Here is an 18,351-nt window from a genome sequence, read left to right as displayed (position 1 = left end):
CTAAGTGCTAATTGAAGACTTGTTTCGTGCGCCGTGGCATGAACAGATGAAAGGGGTGATACAAGCAATGGTGGACAGCGTCATTACGGATGAGAAAATTTTGCTACTAGAGATTAAAGAATGGGAAAATAGCGAAACTCGAAAAAATATGATCATCGGCGAACAATATTACAAAAATAAAGTCGATATTCGTAATAAAAAGCAAAAGGTAACCTGGAAATCGAACCAGAAGTTAGCTCATGCTTTTACAAGAAAATTAGTAGACCAAAAGGTTGGATACTTATTATCTAAAGAGCCGACATTTGGGACTGAGAATAAATCATATCGTGAAATTATTAAAAACACTTTTGACCGTGGACTACTAAGGAAAATTAAGAACATCGGAAAAGAAGCAATTAATAAAGGGATTGCTTATCTATATCCATATATTAATGAGCAGGGTGCGCTATCTTTCATGAAATTCCCATCTGAACAAATCATCCCGTTTTGGGGCGATAGTGAGCATATGGAGGTAATCTCGTTTCTGCGAGTCTATGAGACTAGTTTTTATGAGGATGGAAAGAAGAAAAAACAAAAGAAGGTAGAGTACTATCATCCAGCCGGCATAAGTTTCTATATTCTAGAAGCTGGCGGGTTAATTTCTGATGTACCTGCAGGAGTGGAGCAGAATTATCACTTTCTCATTGACGGAGAACCGTACTTGTGGGAAAAGACTCCTCTAATACACTTCAAGTATAACGAAGAAGAACAGCCGTTAATTGATATCATTAAGTCGCTCGTAGACAATTACAATTTACAAGCTTCTACAAATGCGGATTTACTAGCTGATATCCCAAAATTTATTTATAAACTCATCAACTACGGCGGTGTGGATCTTGCGGAATTCCTTTCTGATTTAAACGAATACATGGCAGTAAAGTTAGATCAAGACGGCGATGTAGACAAGCTGCAAGCAGAAGTTCAAACTGAAGCTGTAGAAAAGGAAATTGAACGTAACCGTAAAGCTATTTATGAGTTTGGGCGCGGTGTTGATACTCAAGACGATGAGCTTGGAAATGCTTCTGGAGTAGCATTACGTTATCGTTATACAGATTTAGACCTAGACTGTAATATTCTTGAATCTGAATTCCAGTCGAGTATTGAGCACATGTTGTGGTTCGTTGATAGGTATCTACTAATGACTGGGCAAGGTAATTTCATTGATGAGTCTATTAATATCATTTTTAATAAAGATATTATCATTGTTGAATCAGAGGCTATCCAAGATTGTCAAAATTCAGTTGGGATTCTTGATGATAAAACAATCCGCGAAAATCATCCTTGGTATAACGAGGAAGTGGAGCAGCGCCTTGAGGAGCAAATGCAAAAAGAAATGGATAATTACGATAATTACATGTCTACTTTCAAGAAAAAGCATGGTGGTCTAGATGGCCAAGAGTCGTGATTACTGGCGCACGCGTTTTGAGTTGTTGCTTAATGAGGAGTTAAATAGAAGCGAAACGTATCTCATCGATATGGAAAAAGCTTATATTCAAACGATGTCTGAGATCGAAAAGGATATAGCCAAATGGTATGGTCGCTTTGCTGCAAATAATGAAATATCACTGACTGTAGCAAAACGTCTTTTAAAATCAGATGAGTTAAAAGAATTTAGATGGACAGTTGAAGAATACATTAAATATGGTGAAAAGAATGCAATCAATCAAGTCTGGATGAAGCAGCTTGAAAACGCTTCTGCTCGGGTTCATATTAGCCGTTTAGAAAGCTTGCAGATACAACTACAACAACATGTCGAAAATCTGTATGGAGGTCAAATAGAAGCCGTTGAACGCTTGATGAAAGAAACATATCAAAGCACTTTTCTTCATACAGCATTCGAAATTCAAAGTACTTTCGGTATTGGTTTTACAATGCACGCTATCGATGAAACGAAATTAACTAAAATCATTAGCAAACCATGGACGGTAGATGGACAGACATTCAGTGATAAAATTTGGCGCGATAAGCAGCTATTGGTCAATACACTGCATACAGAACTAACTCAGTCGATTGCCAGAGGACAAGCTCCAGATAAAGTAATTACCACAATATCAAAGAAACTAAATACATCCCGATCTAACGCTGCACGTCTTGTCATGACAGAATCAGCGTTTTTTAGTGCTTCAGCTCAAAAGGAAACATTTGGTGAGTTAGATGTGGAACGTTATGAGATTGTTGCAACGCTAGATAGTAAGACAAGCGATATATGCCAGTTAATGGATGGGAAAGTGTTTAAAATGAGTGAGTTTGAGCCTGGTGTGACGGCTAATCCATTTCATCCTTACTGCCGAACTACTACAGTTCCCTATTTTGAAGATGATTATAGCCAACGGATTGCGCGAGGCAGGGATGGCAAGGTTTATTACATTGATAGCAAGATTAAATTCCCTGAATGGGAAAAGAGGTTTGTTGCATAACATTCGTCTTTTTCGAGCTTGTAGACGTTAAAGAATAAGCTTTTATTACCTAACAGGGCGTTGCCTGCAAAACACGAATTAGGAGGCAGATAAGCATGAATAAGGAACAATTAATTGCATTAGGTTTAACAGAAGAGCAAGCGGATAAGGTGGTCAGTGGTTTCGGTCAAATGGTACCGAAATCACGTTTGGACGATAAAATAACAGAATTAAATGAAGCAAAGAAAGAAATTACAACACGTGATACACAACTTGAGGAACTGAAGAAAGTGGATGCTGCAGGTCTTCAAACGAAAATTACCGAACTGCAACAAGCTAATGAAACAACAAAAACTGAGTATGAGGGTAAATTAAAAGAAACTCAACTGACTGGAGCTCTTAAACTAGCCCTTGCTGGTAAGGTCCATGATGCGGATTTGGTATCTGGTCTTATAGACAAAACCAAAATTGAATTAGGTACGGACGGAAACGTCACTAAAGGGCTTGATGAGCAGATTAAAGAACTGCAAACATCGAAGTCCTTTTTATTTGTTACAGAAACTAACATACCAGGAATAAAAGGAGCTACTCCACCAGGGGGAGATCCCAATGCTGGGAATAATGGAAATGCTAATAGCTTTGGAAAAAAACTTGCTGAAGAAGCAGCAAAAAGCAATACAGGCTTAGAAGAAGCTCGTAAATCTTACTTTGAATAAGGAGGAAAAAATCAATGAGTAAATTTGTTGAAACAACATTCACTAATAAAAGAGGAATTGTAAAGTTTCCTGATCATTACGTCAACCTTACTGTTACGGTGAGTGATGCTGGTGTAACGGCGAATGCAGAGGGCAAAAAGATCGTCCCAGCAGGCACTATTGTAGGTGGGGGATTTTTAGCAAGTGAATCTGTACTGGCCGTTAAAAAGAATGATGCCGGAGCAGAAGGTGTCCTTTTTAATGATGTAGATGTCACTTATGGGCCAGCTCCGGGTGCAGCTATGATTCATGGCTTTGTTGCTCTAGATAAATTGCCAGAAGCACCTGCAGCGGAAGCGATTACCGCACTAAAGCAAATCACATTTTTGAAATAAGAGAGGAATGATATAAATGCCAACAATTTTTGATTTAGTAAACGCCAAAGAAATTGCTACTTATTTTGAAAATAATCCATCCAACAAGATCCCTTACCTAGGATCTACGCTTTTTCCGGCGAAGAAGCAGTTAGGATTAGATCTATCTTGGATTAAAGGCTCAAATGGGTTACCGGTTGCTCTTATGCCGTCTGAATTCGATACAAAAGCGACTGTTCGTGATCGAATTGGATTTAGCAAGATTCAAACGGAAATGCCATTTTTCAGGGAGTCAATGAGAATTGGGGAAAAGGACCGTCAAGAGTTAAATAGACTTCTCGCATCTAATCTTGAAGAAGCCTACAAAACCATTGTAAATAATATCTATGATGATGTGACAACCTTGGTCAACGGTGCTGCAGTTCAGCCTGAACGAATGATCATGCAACTTCTGTCAACGGGTAAAATAGCAGTTACAGCCAATCGAGTAAACCTTGATTATGATTACAAAATGAAGGATGACCATAAAGAAACCTTGACTGCTGGGGCAGAATGGAGCTCACCGGATTCTACACCAATTCAAGATATTTTAACTTGGATGGATACCGTGGAAGATAACACTGGTGTTCGCCCAACAAATGCTATTATGACAAGAAAAACACTTGGCTATCTATTAGACCATAAGAGCATACGTTTAGATATGAACCCACTTGGTGGCCAGAATGTCATTATGACAGAGTCTATGCTTAAACAGTACTTAACTACTAAACTAGGTCTCAAAGTTGCCGTTTACAACAAAAAGTATCGTGCAGAAAATGGATCTCTTAACAATTTCTATCCGGATGATCATTTTACTCTCATCCCTGATGGTAAGTTGGGACAAACATATTACGGTACAACTCCAGAGGAATCTGATTTAATGACGGGAGCAACAAAAGCTGAGGTAAATATTGTTAACACTGGTGTAGCAATTACATCAATTAAAGAAGAACACCCTGTTAACGTAATGACCGTAGTGTCCGAGATTGTCCTACCAAGCTTTGAAACTATCGATAATATCTTTATTGCAAAAGTAGCAGGTAACTAAGGAGAGGGAAACCTCTCCTTGTTTCTTTGAAAGGGGTGTTCTAAGTGTCCGAAAAGAAAACAACTAAAAAACAAGAGCTATATAAAATTACTTTAATAAAAAATGTTAAACATAATGACTTGCGTTATAAAAAAGGTGAGAAGGCTGAAGTTTCCGCAGAAGATTATGAAGTCTTTTTAAAGGCGGAGGTTATTGCTGCTGGAGATGATGATTAACTATGGATGTATTAGAAATCGTTAAAGCAAAGGTACCAGCAGAAAAACTTCCGGATGATACGTTGTTGGCTATGTACGTTAAAGAGGTAAGGCAAGCCGTCCTAATACACTGTAACCGCAATGATATTCCGCCTGAACTCTCTTTTGTTCATGCCAATATGGTTGTTGATTTGATCAGCGAGGAAAATCGTAGAATAGATCCTGAGAACTCAAAAGTTGCTACTTCAATTCAAGAGGGAGATACTCGAGTGGAACTTGGTAACGTGAGGACATCTGCCAGTGAAATGTCCACTCAAAAAGTTATATACAATTATCAATCTCAATTAAATCGTTTTAGAAAATTGAGGTGGAAATAAGTGAATGCGGTTAGAAAAGCCATTGAAAGCCAGTACCATGGTATTTGTACCGTTAAAGAGTATCAGTCGGTAAAAGACCCGATTACTCATATAACAAGTAAAAAAGAGGTAGTTGTCCTTGAAAATCAACCTTGCAAGCTATCATTTGAAAAGCAAACAGCAGCTACTAATACAAGTGCTCCTGCAGTCATTGCACAGTCTACAAAACTATTTGTTGCTCCCGAAATTGAAATCAAGCCCGGATCAAAGATTATCGTCACTCAAAATAGTAGGACAACTGAATACTCTCGAAGCGGAGAGCCTGCAGTTTATACCAATCATCAAGAAATCATGCTCGAATTGTTTAAAGGGTATGCTTGATGGCTAGTTGGGGCAGTGTGAATTTCGAGCAATTAAAACGGCTACAGAAAAGAATGCAACAGTTGGAACGTGTTGAATATGAAAAGTTTTGTGAAGAGTGTTCAAAAGAACTAGCAGCAAGATTATTAGCGAAGGTTATTCGAAGGACACCTGTTGGACTTTACAGCAAAGAGGTCAACTTTGTTACAAAAGATGGGAAACAAGTGTCCTTTACCGCTAGTACTGAAAAAATAGGTGGAACACTTAGACGTGGATGGACAACGAAAACACATCAAGAAGCTGAAGCTAGTAGCAAAGGCAAGAACGCAAAAGCTTTTGCGGACTCATTGAAAGTGACCAAGCAAGGGAATTTGTATATATTAGAAGTCATTAATCCAGTGGAATATGCTTCATATGTTGAATTTGGACATAGGACAAGAAATAAAAAAGGCTGGGTAAAAGGTCGCTTTATGATGACGATTTCTGCTGATGAAGTGGAGCGCCAAGCGCCAAAAATAATCGAAAAGAAACTTAAAAAGTTGTTAGGAGAGGCTTTTGATGGAGATCAATGATATCATCACTGCTATTTCCATTAAACTTCACGAGGCCTTTGGAGATAGCTATGAAAAATATGTTGATGATGTTCCGCAGGGGTTTAAGACTCCTGCTTTTTTTATTCAATTTTTATCCCTAGAGCATATTAGGCAGATTGGCAATAGATGGAGGGTGACGACTCTATTCAACGTTCAATATTTTTCCTCTAGCGGTGCGTCAGAGAGCGCAAATATGACTTTGAAGGTACAACAATCTTTAAAGGAAATAACGCTGTTAAACGGCTCGGTAATGCTTGGTACAGGCGCAAATAGTGAGATTGTTGATGGCGTAGCTCACAACTTTATTCATTTCAACTTCTTTCTCCAAGAACAAGAAGAAAAAACATTCATGGGCTCATTAGAACAACGCTCTAAAAAGAAAGGGTGAGGATATGGCTACCAATAAGGAAAAAGCAGTTGCAGGTGACGAAGACTCAGAAATTAAATTTTCTAAATCACAAATCGTCAAAAGTAAAAGATATGCAGTTAGACGCGATGCATTAAACGCATTGCTAAAAGATGACAAGAAATATTCATTTTCTGAAGTAGAAAAGATTTTGGATAAATTTGATAAAGGAGGCAAGAAGTAATGGCATTAGGTGGCGGAACGTTCTTAACTCAAAACAAAGTACTTCCAGGTACTTATCATAATTTCATTAGTAAGGCTCGTGCGTTTGTGAATCTTAGTAATCGTGGTTACGTCGGCTTACCGATTGTCCTTGATTGGGGTGTAGACGGTGATGTTTTCACAGTCACTCAAGAGGATTTACAGAAGAGTTCTCGTAAAATCTTTGGTTACGATTATACTGATCCCAAATTAAAAGGAATTCGTGATGTATTTAAAAATGCTATCACTGTGTATTTTTATAGACTTGTAGTTGGTGCAGTGGCAGCTACTAATACTTTTGCAATTGCAAAATACAAAGGTGTTCGTGGAAACGATATTAAAATTGTCATTCATGCGAACGTAGACGAACCAACAAAATTTGATGTACAAACACTTTTGGACAACGTATTAGTGGACGAGCAAACAGCTGTTACTGATGCTAAAGGACTCACCGAAAATGATTATGTAATGTTTAAATCAGATGCAACACTTGCTGAAACTGCTGGAACAGCATTAACTGGTGGTTCAAACGGCAGCGCTGTTACTGGCGGTGCACACCAAGAAGCATTGGATTCATTAGAAGCGTATGGATTTAATACGATTGGCTGCCTATCATCAGAGCCTACAATTAAATCGCTGTACGTTGAGTATACAAAACGGTTACGTGATCAAGTGGGTGCAAAATTACAAATCGTTGGACATAAGCTAGGAGCTGCTGATCACGAGGGAATTATCGATGTACAGAACGATGCTAATGGTACTGATGAGGAAATCTTTGGTGCCGTTTATTGGACAGTTGGAGCTCAGGCTGGTGTAGCTGTAAATAAATCAAATACAAACAAAAAATATGATGGTGAACACACACTTGTTATGAGTGAAACCATGACCCAACCACAGCTTACTGCTTTACTTAAGGCAGGGAAATATGTTTTCCATCGTGTTGGAGATGAAATTCGTGTTCTTGAAGATGTGAATACATTCACTTCATTTACACCGGTTAAAAACGAGGATTTTAGCATGAATCAAGTCATTCGTGTATTAGATCAAATCGCAATTGATACAGCAACACTATTTAACACGCGCTACCTAGGTAAAGTTCCAAATGACCAAAGTGGGCGTGTTTCTTTATGGGGTGACATTGTGACACATCGTAGAGAATTGCAAGGTATTAGAGCTATTCAAAATTTTGATCCAGAGCAAGTTGTAGTTGAACAAGGAAACTCAAAAAAATCTGTTGTTGTAGATGAAGTGATTGAGCCTACAGTGGCTATGTCACAACTCTATATTACAACTACAGTAGCGTAAGGGAGGTATCTCAATGAATGAAACAATGCATGCTAAAGATTCAGTTCATGGTGCACAAGGCGAAGCTTTTGTAACCATTGCAGGCAATCGCTATAAATTTGCGAATGTTATCAACTTAGAAGCTCGATATGAGAAATCCAAAACGAAAGTACCTATTATGGGTCAAGTTTCGAAAGGAAACAAATCAGCAGGAGGAGAAGGAACTGGATCAGCAACATTTCATTACAACACTACTATTTTCAGAGAATTACTTTATCGATATCAAGAAACTGGTGAGGACATTTACTTCGATATTCAAGTAACGAATGAGGATGCTTCCTCAGATGTAGGTCGACAAACTACCATTTTGAAAGACTGCAATATGGATGGGGGTATTGTAGCCCTGATTGATGCGGATGCAGAATATCTCGAGGATTCATTCGACTTTACTTTTGAACGCTTTGAATTCCCAGAGAAATTCTCTATTTTACAGGCAATGCAATCCTAATTTAGAGCTCATTTCTGTGAGCTATTTTAATTAAAATTAAAGGAATGGTGATATAAATGAGTAGTTTACAAGCATTTTTCGCGCAAAATGTAGAGAAAGCAACGATGAAAGAAGTTTTTGTTTCTAATAGATTCAAAGGGGAAGACGGGAACCCAATCAAATGGAAGATAGCACCGGTCACTGCAGATGAAGATGCAGCGTATCGTAAAAGTGCTACAAAACGAGTACCTATTCCTGGTAAGAAGAATATCTATCAGCCTGAAACAGATTATGATCTTTATGTTTTGAAGTTGACTACTGCTTGTGTCAGGTTCCCTGACCTTAATAACTCCGAACTTCAAAATAGCTACGGTGTTATGGGGGCTGAAAATTTGCTTAAAAAGATGCTCCTTCCAGGTGAATATGCAGAATTAACTAAGTTTATCCAAGTGGTAAACAACTTTGATGTTACTATGGAAGAGTTGGTGGAAGAGGCAAAAAACTAATTGAAGACGGTGACTCAGAAGCAAATGTCGTTCATTATTGTTTGCATAAGCTTCGAAAGTGGCCGTCTGAATTTCTCAATTTGCCAAAAGAGGAAAAAGCCTTTGTTATAGCTTCAGTTCAAATAAAAATTGACTCAGAGAAAAAGCAGCAAAAAGAAGCTGAGCGAATAAGAAACAAAGGTAAAGGAAAAAGAAGGAAAAGATAGTTGAAGCTCAGCTTTTTTGATGTTCGAATCTAGCATTTAGTATAGATATCCTCCTTCCCTTTCTGTATATTTATGGTTAGGGAGGGATTGTCTATGGCTAAAAATAAAGTTATTGCTGGAGATTATGAAGGAAATAAAGTGACCATCTTTCTAGGTAGTCCAAGTATTGCATTGAATTTATCCAAATCAATACCACTAGACAAGACGACTGTGGAATCTTATGAGTTAGTTACTGAAGAACATCGTAAAAGCGCTGTTAGTGGTATCGCAAGAGGGTTAGTAGGGGGCGCCTTGTTAGGGCCAGTTGGTTTATTAGCCGGTTTATCTGCAAAAAATAAGGGGACTCATCTATTAGCTATTGAATTTAAAAATGAGAAGAAAAGTCTGATTGAAATAGATGAAAAAATTTATAAAGCCTTTATTAAGAAAATGTTTTAACATGATAAAAAGACTATTTTCAGTAATATTTAAAAAAGAATTCCCGAAAAATAATCCTATTAATGAAAATGGAAAAATTTCTTCTTATTACATTCACCTAATAAGGGATATAGAGGACAGCAAATATTGTTCTATTTCTGATAATGAAGAAATTTTCATAAAAAATCTTCTTATTAAATTGAATCAAAGCAATGAACATGGAGCATTAAAATTAAGAAGAATGAGTGATAAGGCGATTGATTTTTCCTATAACGGTTTCCCTATAGGAAGAATTAAAATGCATGGAAATAATACGTGGATGCAAATTCTATTAAGTTTGTATGATTTTAAACAAATAGAAAATGTTAGCCTAGAAGAATATATTGAGAACATCGATTTATGGATCAAATATATTAAAAAGGTTAAAAATATATAGACACGAAGAGAGTACATCTACATGATGTATTCTTTTTTTGTTTAAAAGGGCGGTGATTTTGTGGCTACTATCAGAACAGTAGTACAAGTACAAGACAACATGTCTCGTGCTTTTCAATCAATGAATAACGCCATGAACATTGTCATCAATAGTTTTGAGCAATTACAAATGCAATCAAGTAACGCTGTTGATACGACAAGTATACAAGCAGCTAGACAGCAATTAGCTCTAGCAGAAAACTCTTTTAATCAAATCGAACAACAAATTCATCAAGCTAATAACCAGCAACAACAGCTGAATAATAGTATTAATCAAGGCTCATCTGCTGCTAGTGGATTTTTATCAAAGTTGGTTGCAATTGTTGGTACGTACCTTTCCCTTCAGGCTGGGAAATCGATAATCGAACTGTCGGATCAAATGACCAACATTACTGCGCGCTTAAAAATGGTAAATGACGGATTACAAACTACAGCTGAATTACAACAAATGATATTTGATAGTGCTCAGCGTTCATACGGATCTTATGCGGATACAGCAGATTTAGTTGGGAAACTGAGCATGAATGCTAAAGATGCTTTCGGTTCCAATAGAGAAGCCATTGCTTTTGCTGAATTGTTAAATAAACAGTATAGCATTGCTGGAACAAATGCCGATGGTGTAAAGAATGCAACAATACAATTAACACAAGCACTAGGCAGTGGAGTATTACGAGGACAGGAATTAAATAGTATTTTTCAACATGCTCCTAATATTATTCAAAATATTGCAGATTACTTAGAAATTCCAATAGGGAAAATTCGAGAATTATCAGCAGATGGAAAACTGTCGGCAGATGTAATAAAGCAAGCCATGTTCGCGGCAGCAGATCAAATAAACAAGGACTTTGCATCAATGCCTTTGACCTTTGAGCAAATATGGACCAGTTTTAAAAACGAAGCGTTATGGGCCTTTCAGCCAGTTCTTCAAAAATTAAATGAAATAGCAAACAATGAAAAGTTTCAAAGTGTAATAAACAGCACAGTTAATTCATTGCATATACTTTCAAACATTGCATTATCCACTCTTTCAGTTCTAATGTCCATCGGTGGATTTGTTTATGATACTTGGTCATATGCAGAACCAGCCATAGTTGCAGCAACAATTGCGTTAGTAGCATATGGAATAGCGCTTCTATGGATAAACCGTCAACAAATTATTGCTGCAGCTCTAACTGCAACAGCAACTATTAGAAAATGGGCTTATGTAGCTGCAACAATCGTTTCAACGGCAGCTACTTACGGGTTGACTGCGGCTATGGCTGCACTTAGTGTCGCTATTGCTGCTAATCCTATTGCCTGGTTAATAGGTGCGATTGTTGTATTAATCCTAATTGTTTATGGTGCTGTAGCTGCGGTAAATCACTTCGCTGGAACTTCATACAGTGCCACAGGTATTATCGCAGGTGCCTTTGCAGTTTTAGGTGCTTTCATTTGGAATACAGTAGTTGGTGTAATCAATGCAATTATTCAAATCTTATGGACAAATTTTGCAGAGCCTTGGATAGGGATAATTGAATGGGTTTTGAATGTTTTCAATGGTGGGTTCAACAGTTTTGGTGATGCTGTTGCAAATTTACTAGGACAAATAATTTCATGGTTTTTATCTCTTGGAAAAGTAGTTACTAATATAATAGATTCTATTTTTGGAACAAATTGGACTGCAGGTCTTTCTTCCTTACAAGACAGCGTACTTGCTTGGGGCAAAAATGATAGTGCAATAACCCTTAGTAGAAATGCACCAGCTATCAAATCAAGGATTGAGTATAGCGGAGCTTGGGATGCTGGGTACAATTGGGGTTCCAATTTATTTTCTGGGGATAAAAATAACCCTACATCTACCATGAAAGATGCTCTATCTGGATTAGAAGGCATAAAAAGCGCGGTTAACGAAACAGGAAAAGAAACAGCTGGAAACACTAAAAAGATGGCAGATTCGATGGAAATGGCAGAAGAAGATTTAAAATATCTTCGTGATCTAGCTGAGAGAGATGTAATTAATAGATTTACGACTGCCGAGGTTAAAGTGGATATGACTAATCATAATACTGTTAACTCTGATCTAGATTTGGATGGGATCATTGATCAGTTCGGAGAAAAGCTTGAGGAAACCTTAGATGTAATTGCGGAAGGGGCAGATTAGATGGCATATAACTTCTTTGTAGACGATGTGCAGCTTCCAGTTGCTCCTTCTAGCTTAGAAACAAAGATTAGAAATAAAAACACAACCATTACATTGATCAATGAGGGAGAGGTTAATATGCTAAAAAAAGCAGGGTTGACTGAACTTTCTTTTAATTTATTGCTTCCGAATTCTAAGTACCCTTTTGCTGTTTATCCCGATGGATTTCAACCAGCAAGCTTTTATTTAGATAAGCTTGAAAAATTAAAGGTTGATAATAACCCCTTCCAATTTATCGTCTCTCGCTTAAAGCCGAGTGGCGATTTATTATTTGATACTAATTTAAAGGTTTCCTTAGAGGAATACACCATCAAAGAAAATGCAGATTATGGTTTTGATGTAGTTGTTGCCATTCAGTTGAAACAGTATCGTGAATATGGCACGAAGGTTATTGAAATCAAAAAGCCTAAAGCTTCAAATACTAAACCAGTTGCTAAAAAAACTAATCCGAGATCAACAACAAATGCTCCACCTCCCCCTAAGTCTCACAAAGTTGTTAAAGGTGATACTTTATGGGCTTTATGTAAGAAATATTACGGTAAAGCAACTAAAGCTATGACTGATGAATTAGCAGCTAAGAACGGTATAAAGAATCCAGACCTTATCTTTCCTGGGCAGGTGATTAAATTTTGAGCATTGAACTAATCATTCAAAATGGTTCTAAACTTATGATGCCAGCAGTAGAAGAAGGTATAGTTTGGGAAACGGTTCGAAAGGGCGCGCCAGGAAAGCTGACTTTCAGTGTATTGAAGGATGAGGCACTTAGTTTTGAAGAGGGGAATCCTGTCAGTTTAAAAAAGGACGGAAAGAACATCTTTTATGGATTTGTATTCACCAAAAAGCGATCTAAAGAAGGTTTAATAAATGTAACTGCTTATGATCAATTGAGGTATTTTAAAAACAAGGACACCTATGTTTATACGAATAAAACAGCAGCTGAATTTATAAAAATGGTGGCACGTGATTTTCGTTTAAATACAGGGACGATTGAAGACACAGGTTTTAAGATTGCTAGTAGGGTAGAAGATAACAAAACGCTCTTTGATATGTTTCAGAATGCATTGGATTTAACAATGGATAATACGAAAAAAATGTATATCCTATACGATAACTTTGGGAAATTAACTCTCAGAGATATCGAAAAGATGAAACTAGATGTGCTGATTGATGAGGAAACAGGAGAGAATTTCGATTACACTTCTTCAATAGATTCGAATACTTACAACAAAATAAAACTCTCTTATGAGAACGAAAAGACTGGTAAGCGCGAAATCTATATTGCTCTAGACAGTAATAACATCAACCGTTTTGGCCTTTTGCAGTATTTTGAAACGATTAAGGAATCAACGAACGGTAAAGTTAAGGCAGATGCACTTTTGTCCTTGTATAACCAAAAAACAAGGAATTTAAGTATTAAAAAAGCTTTCGGTAATATTTATATTCGCGGAGGCAATATGGTAGTCGTAAAGCTTGATCTGGATGATATTAAAGTAATGAACTATATGCTTGTAGATTCCGTTAAGCACTCCTTTAAGGAAAACGAGCATTTCATGGACCTTAAGTTAATTGGCGGTGATTTCGTTGCGTGATATGAATGACATTGTAATATCAATTAAAAAGGCAGCTAGAGAAGCAATTGCTGCTGCAGATCCGACCGCCATTCAATTCGGCCATGTAACAAGCACATCTCCATTAAAAATACTGGTTGAGCAAAAGAAAGAATTAACAACTGCTCAACTGATTTTGACAAGAAATGTGCGAGATTACGAGATTGAGATGACAGTAAATCATGTAACAGAAGTTGCTGATGCTCATACTCATGAATATAAAGGTCGAAAAAAGTTTATAGTCCATAATGCTCTAAAAGGTGGGGACACAGTAATGTTGGTTAAAATGCAAGGCGGTCAAAAATATATTGTGTTAGATAAAGAGGTGGTTAAATGATTCCTCAAGTGAATGACGGATTAATTTCAGACTTTGATGAGGCCGCATTACCATCAACCAAAAATTATAAATTGTATATGGATAAAAATCGCTGTGTAGGCTTCGTTAATGAAATTGAAGCTTTGAAACAAGCGATTTTTTTAATGCTTAATATTGAACGTTATGATTACATCATATATTCATGGAATTTTGGTGTGGAATTTAAGGACTTATTTGGCAAGCCAACAGCCTATGTATTACCTGAAATTAAGAGACGAATTACTGAATGTCTTACACAGGATGACAGGATTAACTCAGTTGATAACTTTATTTTTGATGTAAAAAAGAAGAAGGTTCATGTAACTTTTACAGTTTATAGTATTTACGGAGAAATTGATGGTGAGAAAGAGGTGGAATATTAATGGCTGAACCTCTAAATTTGGATACATCGTATGAAGAATTAATGGCACAAAAACTTGCAGGTATAGATCCTTCTCTTGATACAAGGGAAGGTACATCATTCATTTATAATGCTACTGCTGCGAACAGCATTGAAATCATACAAATGCTCGTTACCTTGAAAAATCAAATTGATTTGGTTTTTGCAGATACTGCGCCTCGTGAGTATCTAATTCGGCTTGCAGCTGAACGTGGATTAAAGCCATTTGAAGCAACAAAAGCGAGCCTAAAGGGAGTATTTAATATGGATGTGCCACTAAACTCACGTTTTAGCTTAGATGAGTTAAATTATGTAGTAATCGAGAAAATAACGTTTGGTGAATATATCGTGGAGTGTGAAACAGCAGGCAATATCGGTAACCTATTCTTGGGCCCATTAATTCCAATTGAATATATTCATGGCCTAACAAGTGCCGAATTAACAGAGGTGCTTATTCCAGGAGAAGATGAAGAAGAAACGGAAGCGTTTCGAGAGCGATATTTTAATAGTTTTGATTCTACTGCCTTTGGAGGTAACCGGAAGGATTATAAAGATAAGGTTACTAAATTACCTGGTGTTGGCGGTGTTAGAGTATACCGGACATGGAATGGTGGAGGTACTGTAAAGCTTGTGATAATTAACTCTCAGCATGAAAAGCCGTCTGCAACTCTTGTAAATGAGGTGCAAGAAGCAGTCGATCCATTAAGTGCTCAAGGTGAAGGGTTAGGAATTGTACCAATAGATCACATCGTCACGGTTTTTGGTGTAAATGAAACAGTGATTAATATTACCACAGATATTACTCTTCAAGATGGCTGGATATGGGAAGATGTTGAACCAAACGTACTTCCAATAATTGATGGCTATTTTAAAGAGTTGGCTGAACAGTGGTCACAAGCTCAAACATATGAAGAAGATCATGCAGGCTTAATTGTTCGCATTTCGCATATTGAAACTAGGATCTTAGGTGCACCTGGTGTACTGGATATTGCAAATACGATGTTAAATGGCTCCCAAGCGAATATTGCGCTCGATAAAGAGTCAATCCCGAAACGTGGTGTTGTAATTGGCTAGAGAAGTAAATGTATTAAGCTATTTACCACCGATTTTACATGAAATCAAAGAGTTAATTATAATTTCAAATGCTGAAAATCCAGTTCTAGAAGCGCTTTGGCAGGAAATTGAAAATACTCTTAACAATAAGTTTGTTATCTCAGCTAATGAAGATGGTATAGGACGATATGAGAAGATGCTTAAACTTAATGTACCAGCAACAGATACTCTTGAAACACGTAGATTTCGTATTTTAACTCGTTACCAGGAGCAAGCACCTTACACCAATCAAGTATTAAAACAATTACTAGATAGTTTGCTAGGTGCAGGACAATATGAGCTAAAAAGAGATGTTGCAGCAAAAACATTAAGTGTAAAGATAGAATTGTCCGTTAAAGGACAATTTGATGCAGTTGTTGTCATGTTGGAGCGAATTACACCCCAAAATATGGTCCTGACAGTTGAACTTCGATATAACCAGAATTCCAAAATAGCCAAGTATACCCATGCTCAATTAGCAGCATTTACACATAGGCATTTAAGGGAAGAGGTGTTGAACTAATGCCTAATAAAACAACGAATTTTAACTTATTAAAACCTGGCCAAGATGAGTTTTACAATGTAAATGATCAAAATACAAACATGGATACCATAGATGGGATTTTAAAAGCCCTGCAAGATGCAATAAATTCCGGTGCAACTGAGCAAGAATTGGCACAAATCCGGCAGGACCTTGCTACGCATTTGGCGGAAAAAGCGACGCTTTTAAAATCGGGACACGTGCAATTAACAAATAACATTGATAGCACAGATGAAGGAGTAGCTGCAACGCCTAAAGCGGTAAAGGCTGCTATGGATGAAGCAAAGAAAATGTTGCCATTAACAGGCGGAACTATGACAGGCGACATACACATTAACAATAATAAGGGTATATTCGGAAAAACTACCGGTGGCGCGTTAAAATACGTAGTGGGCTTACAAATGGATAATTCGATACGACTAGGCACAAAAGATATGCCGTTAAGACTTCAGTCCGTTGACGATATTGTAATAAACGACCTTCATGGAATACTCACAACCGGAAACATGACAAGCATGGGGGTAACGAAATCAGCAGAAGGAGACTTCATCGGAGATGGTACAAATAGTAGATTTATAAACGTGGGATTTACACCTAAGTTGGTCGTGATTACATCTAACAGGGATGCACATGCACACGGAAGAACAATTAGAATGTTTTGGGGTTTCCAATTTGGTGGTGCTTTACTCGGAAATTACAGTGGTACTAGTGTTAGATTAGCGAATTACTCACAAGGCGGAATCACTAATAATGGCTTTGTTACCCATTCTGATGGGAATAATGGAGACTCAAATAATACGAAGGATATGCCTCAAAAATGGGTGGCACTAGGTTAAGGAGAGGGGGGGATTGAAATGTTTATAATCTATCGGAAAACGGATGGAAAACCTATGCTACAAGAAACACTTTCTTCTATCCACGACAAAGAAACATACACGTTTGAAACAGAATTAAATCACGTTGTAAAGCACCATAGAGGTAGCATAGAAGATTATGACGTTGCATGGGTGGATGATAACGAGGTTACCCAAAAGACATATACACATGAATTCAAGGTGTTGAAAGGTGAAATTGTTTTTGGTGCTGAAAAAATAATAGAAGAACCGCCAATAGAACCAAGCCCATTAGAAAAATTGGCACAAGATAACATTTTGTTAAAAGCACAAAATCAAGCATTAATAGAACGAGCGGACTTTCATGAGGAGCTAATCGCTGAACTAGCGATGATAGTTTATCCATGATAGTCCGTTTTTTCATAAATTTTATTATAAAACTATTAGGAGATGATGAAATGATGGCATTACTATTCGCACAACGAGTTATTCTTGGAAAGACTGAATTTAAGGATGTACCGTCGAGTTTGCAACCTGGTGTGTATGAACATTTGAAGGACAGTGGCGTGGAGTTTCTTGCAGGGGATTATCAGCCACCAACAGCATAATAAAAACCACTAAATAGTGGTTTTAGGTTAGGCAAATGAAGTTTTTCCTTTGCCAAATATTTCAGCGATTTCTTTTGCTGCTTTTACTGCAACAAGAATAGCATTAGCGATAGAAGTAACTGTTTTTAAGACCTTCCAAAACATTTTACACACATCCTTTATTAATTTTTTATCAGTGTAGACACTGGTTTAAAATAATATACATCTGATGTGTCGCTCATGGACGAGATTGTTCAACAAGGACAGTCGCTTTTCACAAAAGGAGCAGAATAGTGGAAAAGTGAAACCTATATTATTGTTTGACGTAATATAAATAAGGGAGGGGATGTTATGAGATATTTATTTATAGGGATTTTTCTATCTTTAATAGGTGTCTTAATATCCATAGTTGTGTGGGGGAATGAAAAGGCATATTTGATATCAGGTATTATAGGCATGATTTTTATTAGCATATCAATTGTTTTATCAGGTTCAATGGTAAGCGGTGACCGTATGAGAGCAAATTTTGAAACAGAATCAGTTGAAGATAGACGAAATCGATATAGTATCACTTTACGATCAGCTTTGATTGGAATACCGAATCTTGTTATTTCATTATTGTGTTACATGTTTATCTGATGGGTGCTTTAGTTTAATAAAAAGTGTTTAAGCCAACAGACTC

27 protein-coding genes are annotated in these 18,351 nt (G+C 37.1%); all 27 read left to right on the top strand.

Annotation, left to right across the window (positions count from 1 at the left end; translation table 11 throughout):
* Positions 1 to 4 precede the first annotated feature (4 nt).
* On the top strand, positions 5 to 1,444 hold the full coding sequence (locus V7164_RS19365) for a phage portal protein (RefSeq protein WP_335354959.1): 1,440 nt from the start codon (positions 5 to 7) through the stop codon (positions 1,442 to 1,444).
* Positions 1,445 to 1,469: 25 nt separating this feature from the next.
* Positions 1,470 to 2,456, top strand: a complete 987-nt coding sequence (locus V7164_RS19360; RefSeq protein WP_335354958.1) for a minor capsid protein — start codon at positions 1,470 to 1,472, stop codon at positions 2,454 to 2,456.
* A gap of 95 nt (positions 2,457 to 2,551) precedes the next feature.
* Positions 2,552 to 3,151 carry a phage scaffolding protein gene (locus tag V7164_RS19355; RefSeq protein ID WP_335354957.1) on the top strand — a complete coding sequence of 200 codons (600 nt, stop codon included), beginning with the start codon at positions 2,552 to 2,554 and terminating at the stop codon, positions 3,149 to 3,151.
* A gap of 14 nt (positions 3,152 to 3,165) precedes the next feature.
* Entirely contained in the window at positions 3,166 to 3,525 is a 360-nt protein-coding gene (locus V7164_RS19350; RefSeq protein WP_335354956.1) for a hypothetical protein, read from the top strand.
* A 16-nt stretch (positions 3,526 to 3,541) separates the two neighbouring features.
* Positions 3,542 to 4,591 carry a major capsid protein gene (locus V7164_RS19345; RefSeq protein WP_335343948.1) on the top strand — a complete coding sequence of 350 codons (1,050 nt, stop codon included), beginning with the start codon at positions 3,542 to 3,544 and terminating at the stop codon, positions 4,589 to 4,591.
* 44 nt (positions 4,592 to 4,635) lie between these two features.
* Positions 4,636 to 4,806, top strand: a complete 171-nt coding sequence (locus V7164_RS19340; protein WP_335354955.1) for a DUF7210 family protein — start codon at positions 4,636 to 4,638, stop codon at positions 4,804 to 4,806.
* Between the two features lie 2 nt (positions 4,807 to 4,808).
* Positions 4,809 to 5,162 carry a hypothetical protein gene (locus tag V7164_RS19335; RefSeq protein WP_335343950.1) on the top strand — a complete coding sequence of 118 codons (354 nt, stop codon included), beginning with the start codon at positions 4,809 to 4,811 and terminating at the stop codon, positions 5,160 to 5,162.
* Entirely contained in the window at positions 5,163 to 5,522 is a 360-nt protein-coding gene (locus tag V7164_RS19330; RefSeq protein WP_335354954.1) for an ABC transporter ATP-binding protein, read from the top strand.
* Positions 5,522 to 6,073, top strand: a complete 552-nt coding sequence (locus tag V7164_RS19325; protein ID WP_335354953.1) for an HK97 gp10 family phage protein — start codon at positions 5,522 to 5,524, stop codon at positions 6,071 to 6,073. Before V7164_RS19330 ends, V7164_RS19325 begins: the two co-directional genes overlap by 1 nt.
* Complete coding sequence (locus V7164_RS19320) at positions 6,060 to 6,482, top strand: phage tail terminator family protein (RefSeq protein WP_335354952.1); 423 nt, start codon at positions 6,060 to 6,062, stop codon at positions 6,480 to 6,482. Before V7164_RS19325 ends, V7164_RS19320 begins: the two co-directional genes overlap by 14 nt.
* Before the next feature lie 4 nt (positions 6,483 to 6,486).
* Positions 6,487 to 6,684 (top strand): hypothetical protein, encoded by a 198-nt coding sequence (locus V7164_RS19315; protein ID WP_335354951.1) that lies wholly within the window; start codon positions 6,487 to 6,489, stop codon positions 6,682 to 6,684.
* The gene (locus V7164_RS19310) at positions 6,684 to 8,006 is read left to right on the top strand and encodes a phage tail sheath family protein (RefSeq protein WP_335354950.1); all 1,323 of its coding nucleotides are present in this window, start codon (positions 6,684 to 6,686) and stop codon (positions 8,004 to 8,006) included. The genes V7164_RS19315 and V7164_RS19310 overlap by 1 nt, the downstream gene beginning before the upstream one ends.
* A gap of 13 nt (positions 8,007 to 8,019) precedes the next feature.
* Positions 8,020 to 8,493, top strand: a complete 474-nt coding sequence (locus V7164_RS19305; protein ID WP_335343956.1) for a phage tail tube protein — start codon at positions 8,020 to 8,022, stop codon at positions 8,491 to 8,493.
* Between the two features lie 56 nt (positions 8,494 to 8,549).
* On the top strand, positions 8,550 to 8,978 hold the full coding sequence (locus tag V7164_RS19300; protein ID WP_335354949.1) for a phage tail assembly chaperone: 429 nt from the start codon (positions 8,550 to 8,552) through the stop codon (positions 8,976 to 8,978).
* A 299-nt stretch (positions 8,979 to 9,277) separates the two neighbouring features.
* Complete coding sequence (locus V7164_RS19295; RefSeq protein WP_335343958.1) at positions 9,278 to 9,622, top strand: hypothetical protein; 345 nt, start codon at positions 9,278 to 9,280, stop codon at positions 9,620 to 9,622.
* Between the two features lies 1 nt (position 9,623).
* Entirely contained in the window at positions 9,624 to 10,037 is a 414-nt protein-coding gene (locus V7164_RS19290) for a hypothetical protein (protein ID WP_335343959.1), read from the top strand.
* A gap of 60 nt (positions 10,038 to 10,097) precedes the next feature.
* Complete coding sequence (locus V7164_RS19285; RefSeq protein WP_335354948.1) at positions 10,098 to 12,215, top strand: tape measure protein; 2,118 nt, start codon at positions 10,098 to 10,100, stop codon at positions 12,213 to 12,215.
* Complete coding sequence (locus tag V7164_RS19280; protein WP_335354947.1) at positions 12,216 to 12,887, top strand: LysM peptidoglycan-binding domain-containing protein; 672 nt, start codon at positions 12,216 to 12,218, stop codon at positions 12,885 to 12,887.
* A complete protein-coding gene (locus V7164_RS19275) occupies positions 12,884 to 13,843 on the top strand; it encodes an XkdQ/YqbQ family protein (protein WP_335354946.1) in 960 nt (319 codons plus the stop codon). Before V7164_RS19280 ends, V7164_RS19275 begins: the two co-directional genes overlap by 4 nt.
* A 1-nt stretch (position 13,844) precedes the next feature.
* Positions 13,845 to 14,198: a DUF2577 domain-containing protein gene (locus V7164_RS19270; protein ID WP_335355000.1), complete on the top strand. Its 354-nt coding sequence runs from the start codon at positions 13,845 to 13,847 to the stop codon at positions 14,196 to 14,198.
* The gene (locus V7164_RS19265) at positions 14,195 to 14,599 is read left to right on the top strand and encodes a DUF2634 domain-containing protein (protein WP_335354945.1); all 405 of its coding nucleotides are present in this window, start codon (positions 14,195 to 14,197) and stop codon (positions 14,597 to 14,599) included. The genes V7164_RS19270 and V7164_RS19265 overlap by 4 nt, the downstream gene beginning before the upstream one ends.
* Positions 14,599 to 15,690 carry a baseplate J/gp47 family protein gene (locus V7164_RS19260; protein ID WP_335354944.1) on the top strand — a complete coding sequence of 364 codons (1,092 nt, stop codon included), beginning with the start codon at positions 14,599 to 14,601 and terminating at the stop codon, positions 15,688 to 15,690. Before V7164_RS19265 ends, V7164_RS19260 begins: the two co-directional genes overlap by 1 nt.
* The gene (locus tag V7164_RS19255; protein ID WP_335354943.1) at positions 15,683 to 16,231 is read left to right on the top strand and encodes a putative phage tail protein; all 549 of its coding nucleotides are present in this window, start codon (positions 15,683 to 15,685) and stop codon (positions 16,229 to 16,231) included. Before V7164_RS19260 ends, V7164_RS19255 begins: the two co-directional genes overlap by 8 nt.
* Positions 16,231 to 17,085 carry a phage tail protein gene (locus V7164_RS19250; protein ID WP_335354942.1) on the top strand — a complete coding sequence of 285 codons (855 nt, stop codon included), beginning with the start codon at positions 16,231 to 16,233 and terminating at the stop codon, positions 17,083 to 17,085. The genes V7164_RS19255 and V7164_RS19250 overlap by 1 nt, the downstream gene beginning before the upstream one ends.
* A gap of 18 nt (positions 17,086 to 17,103) precedes the next feature.
* Complete coding sequence (locus tag V7164_RS19245) at positions 17,104 to 17,490, top strand: hypothetical protein (RefSeq protein ID WP_335354941.1); 387 nt, start codon at positions 17,104 to 17,106, stop codon at positions 17,488 to 17,490.
* A gap of 50 nt (positions 17,491 to 17,540) precedes the next feature.
* Positions 17,541 to 17,690: a hypothetical protein gene (locus tag V7164_RS19240; RefSeq protein ID WP_335354940.1), complete on the top strand. Its 150-nt coding sequence runs from the start codon at positions 17,541 to 17,543 to the stop codon at positions 17,688 to 17,690.
* Between the two features lie 330 nt (positions 17,691 to 18,020).
* Positions 18,021 to 18,308, top strand: coding sequence for a DUF5316 domain-containing protein (locus tag V7164_RS19235; protein WP_335343970.1), 288 nt, complete (start codon positions 18,021 to 18,023; stop codon positions 18,306 to 18,308).
* Positions 18,309 to 18,351: the final 43 nt, after the last annotated feature.

Source organism: Bacillus sp. JJ1474, assembly GCF_036965225.1.
GTDB lineage: Bacteria > Bacillota > Bacilli > Bacillales > Cytobacillaceae > Cytobacillus.
Note: the sequence above shows the minus strand (reverse complement) of the source record. Positions and strands in the feature narration are given on the sequence as shown.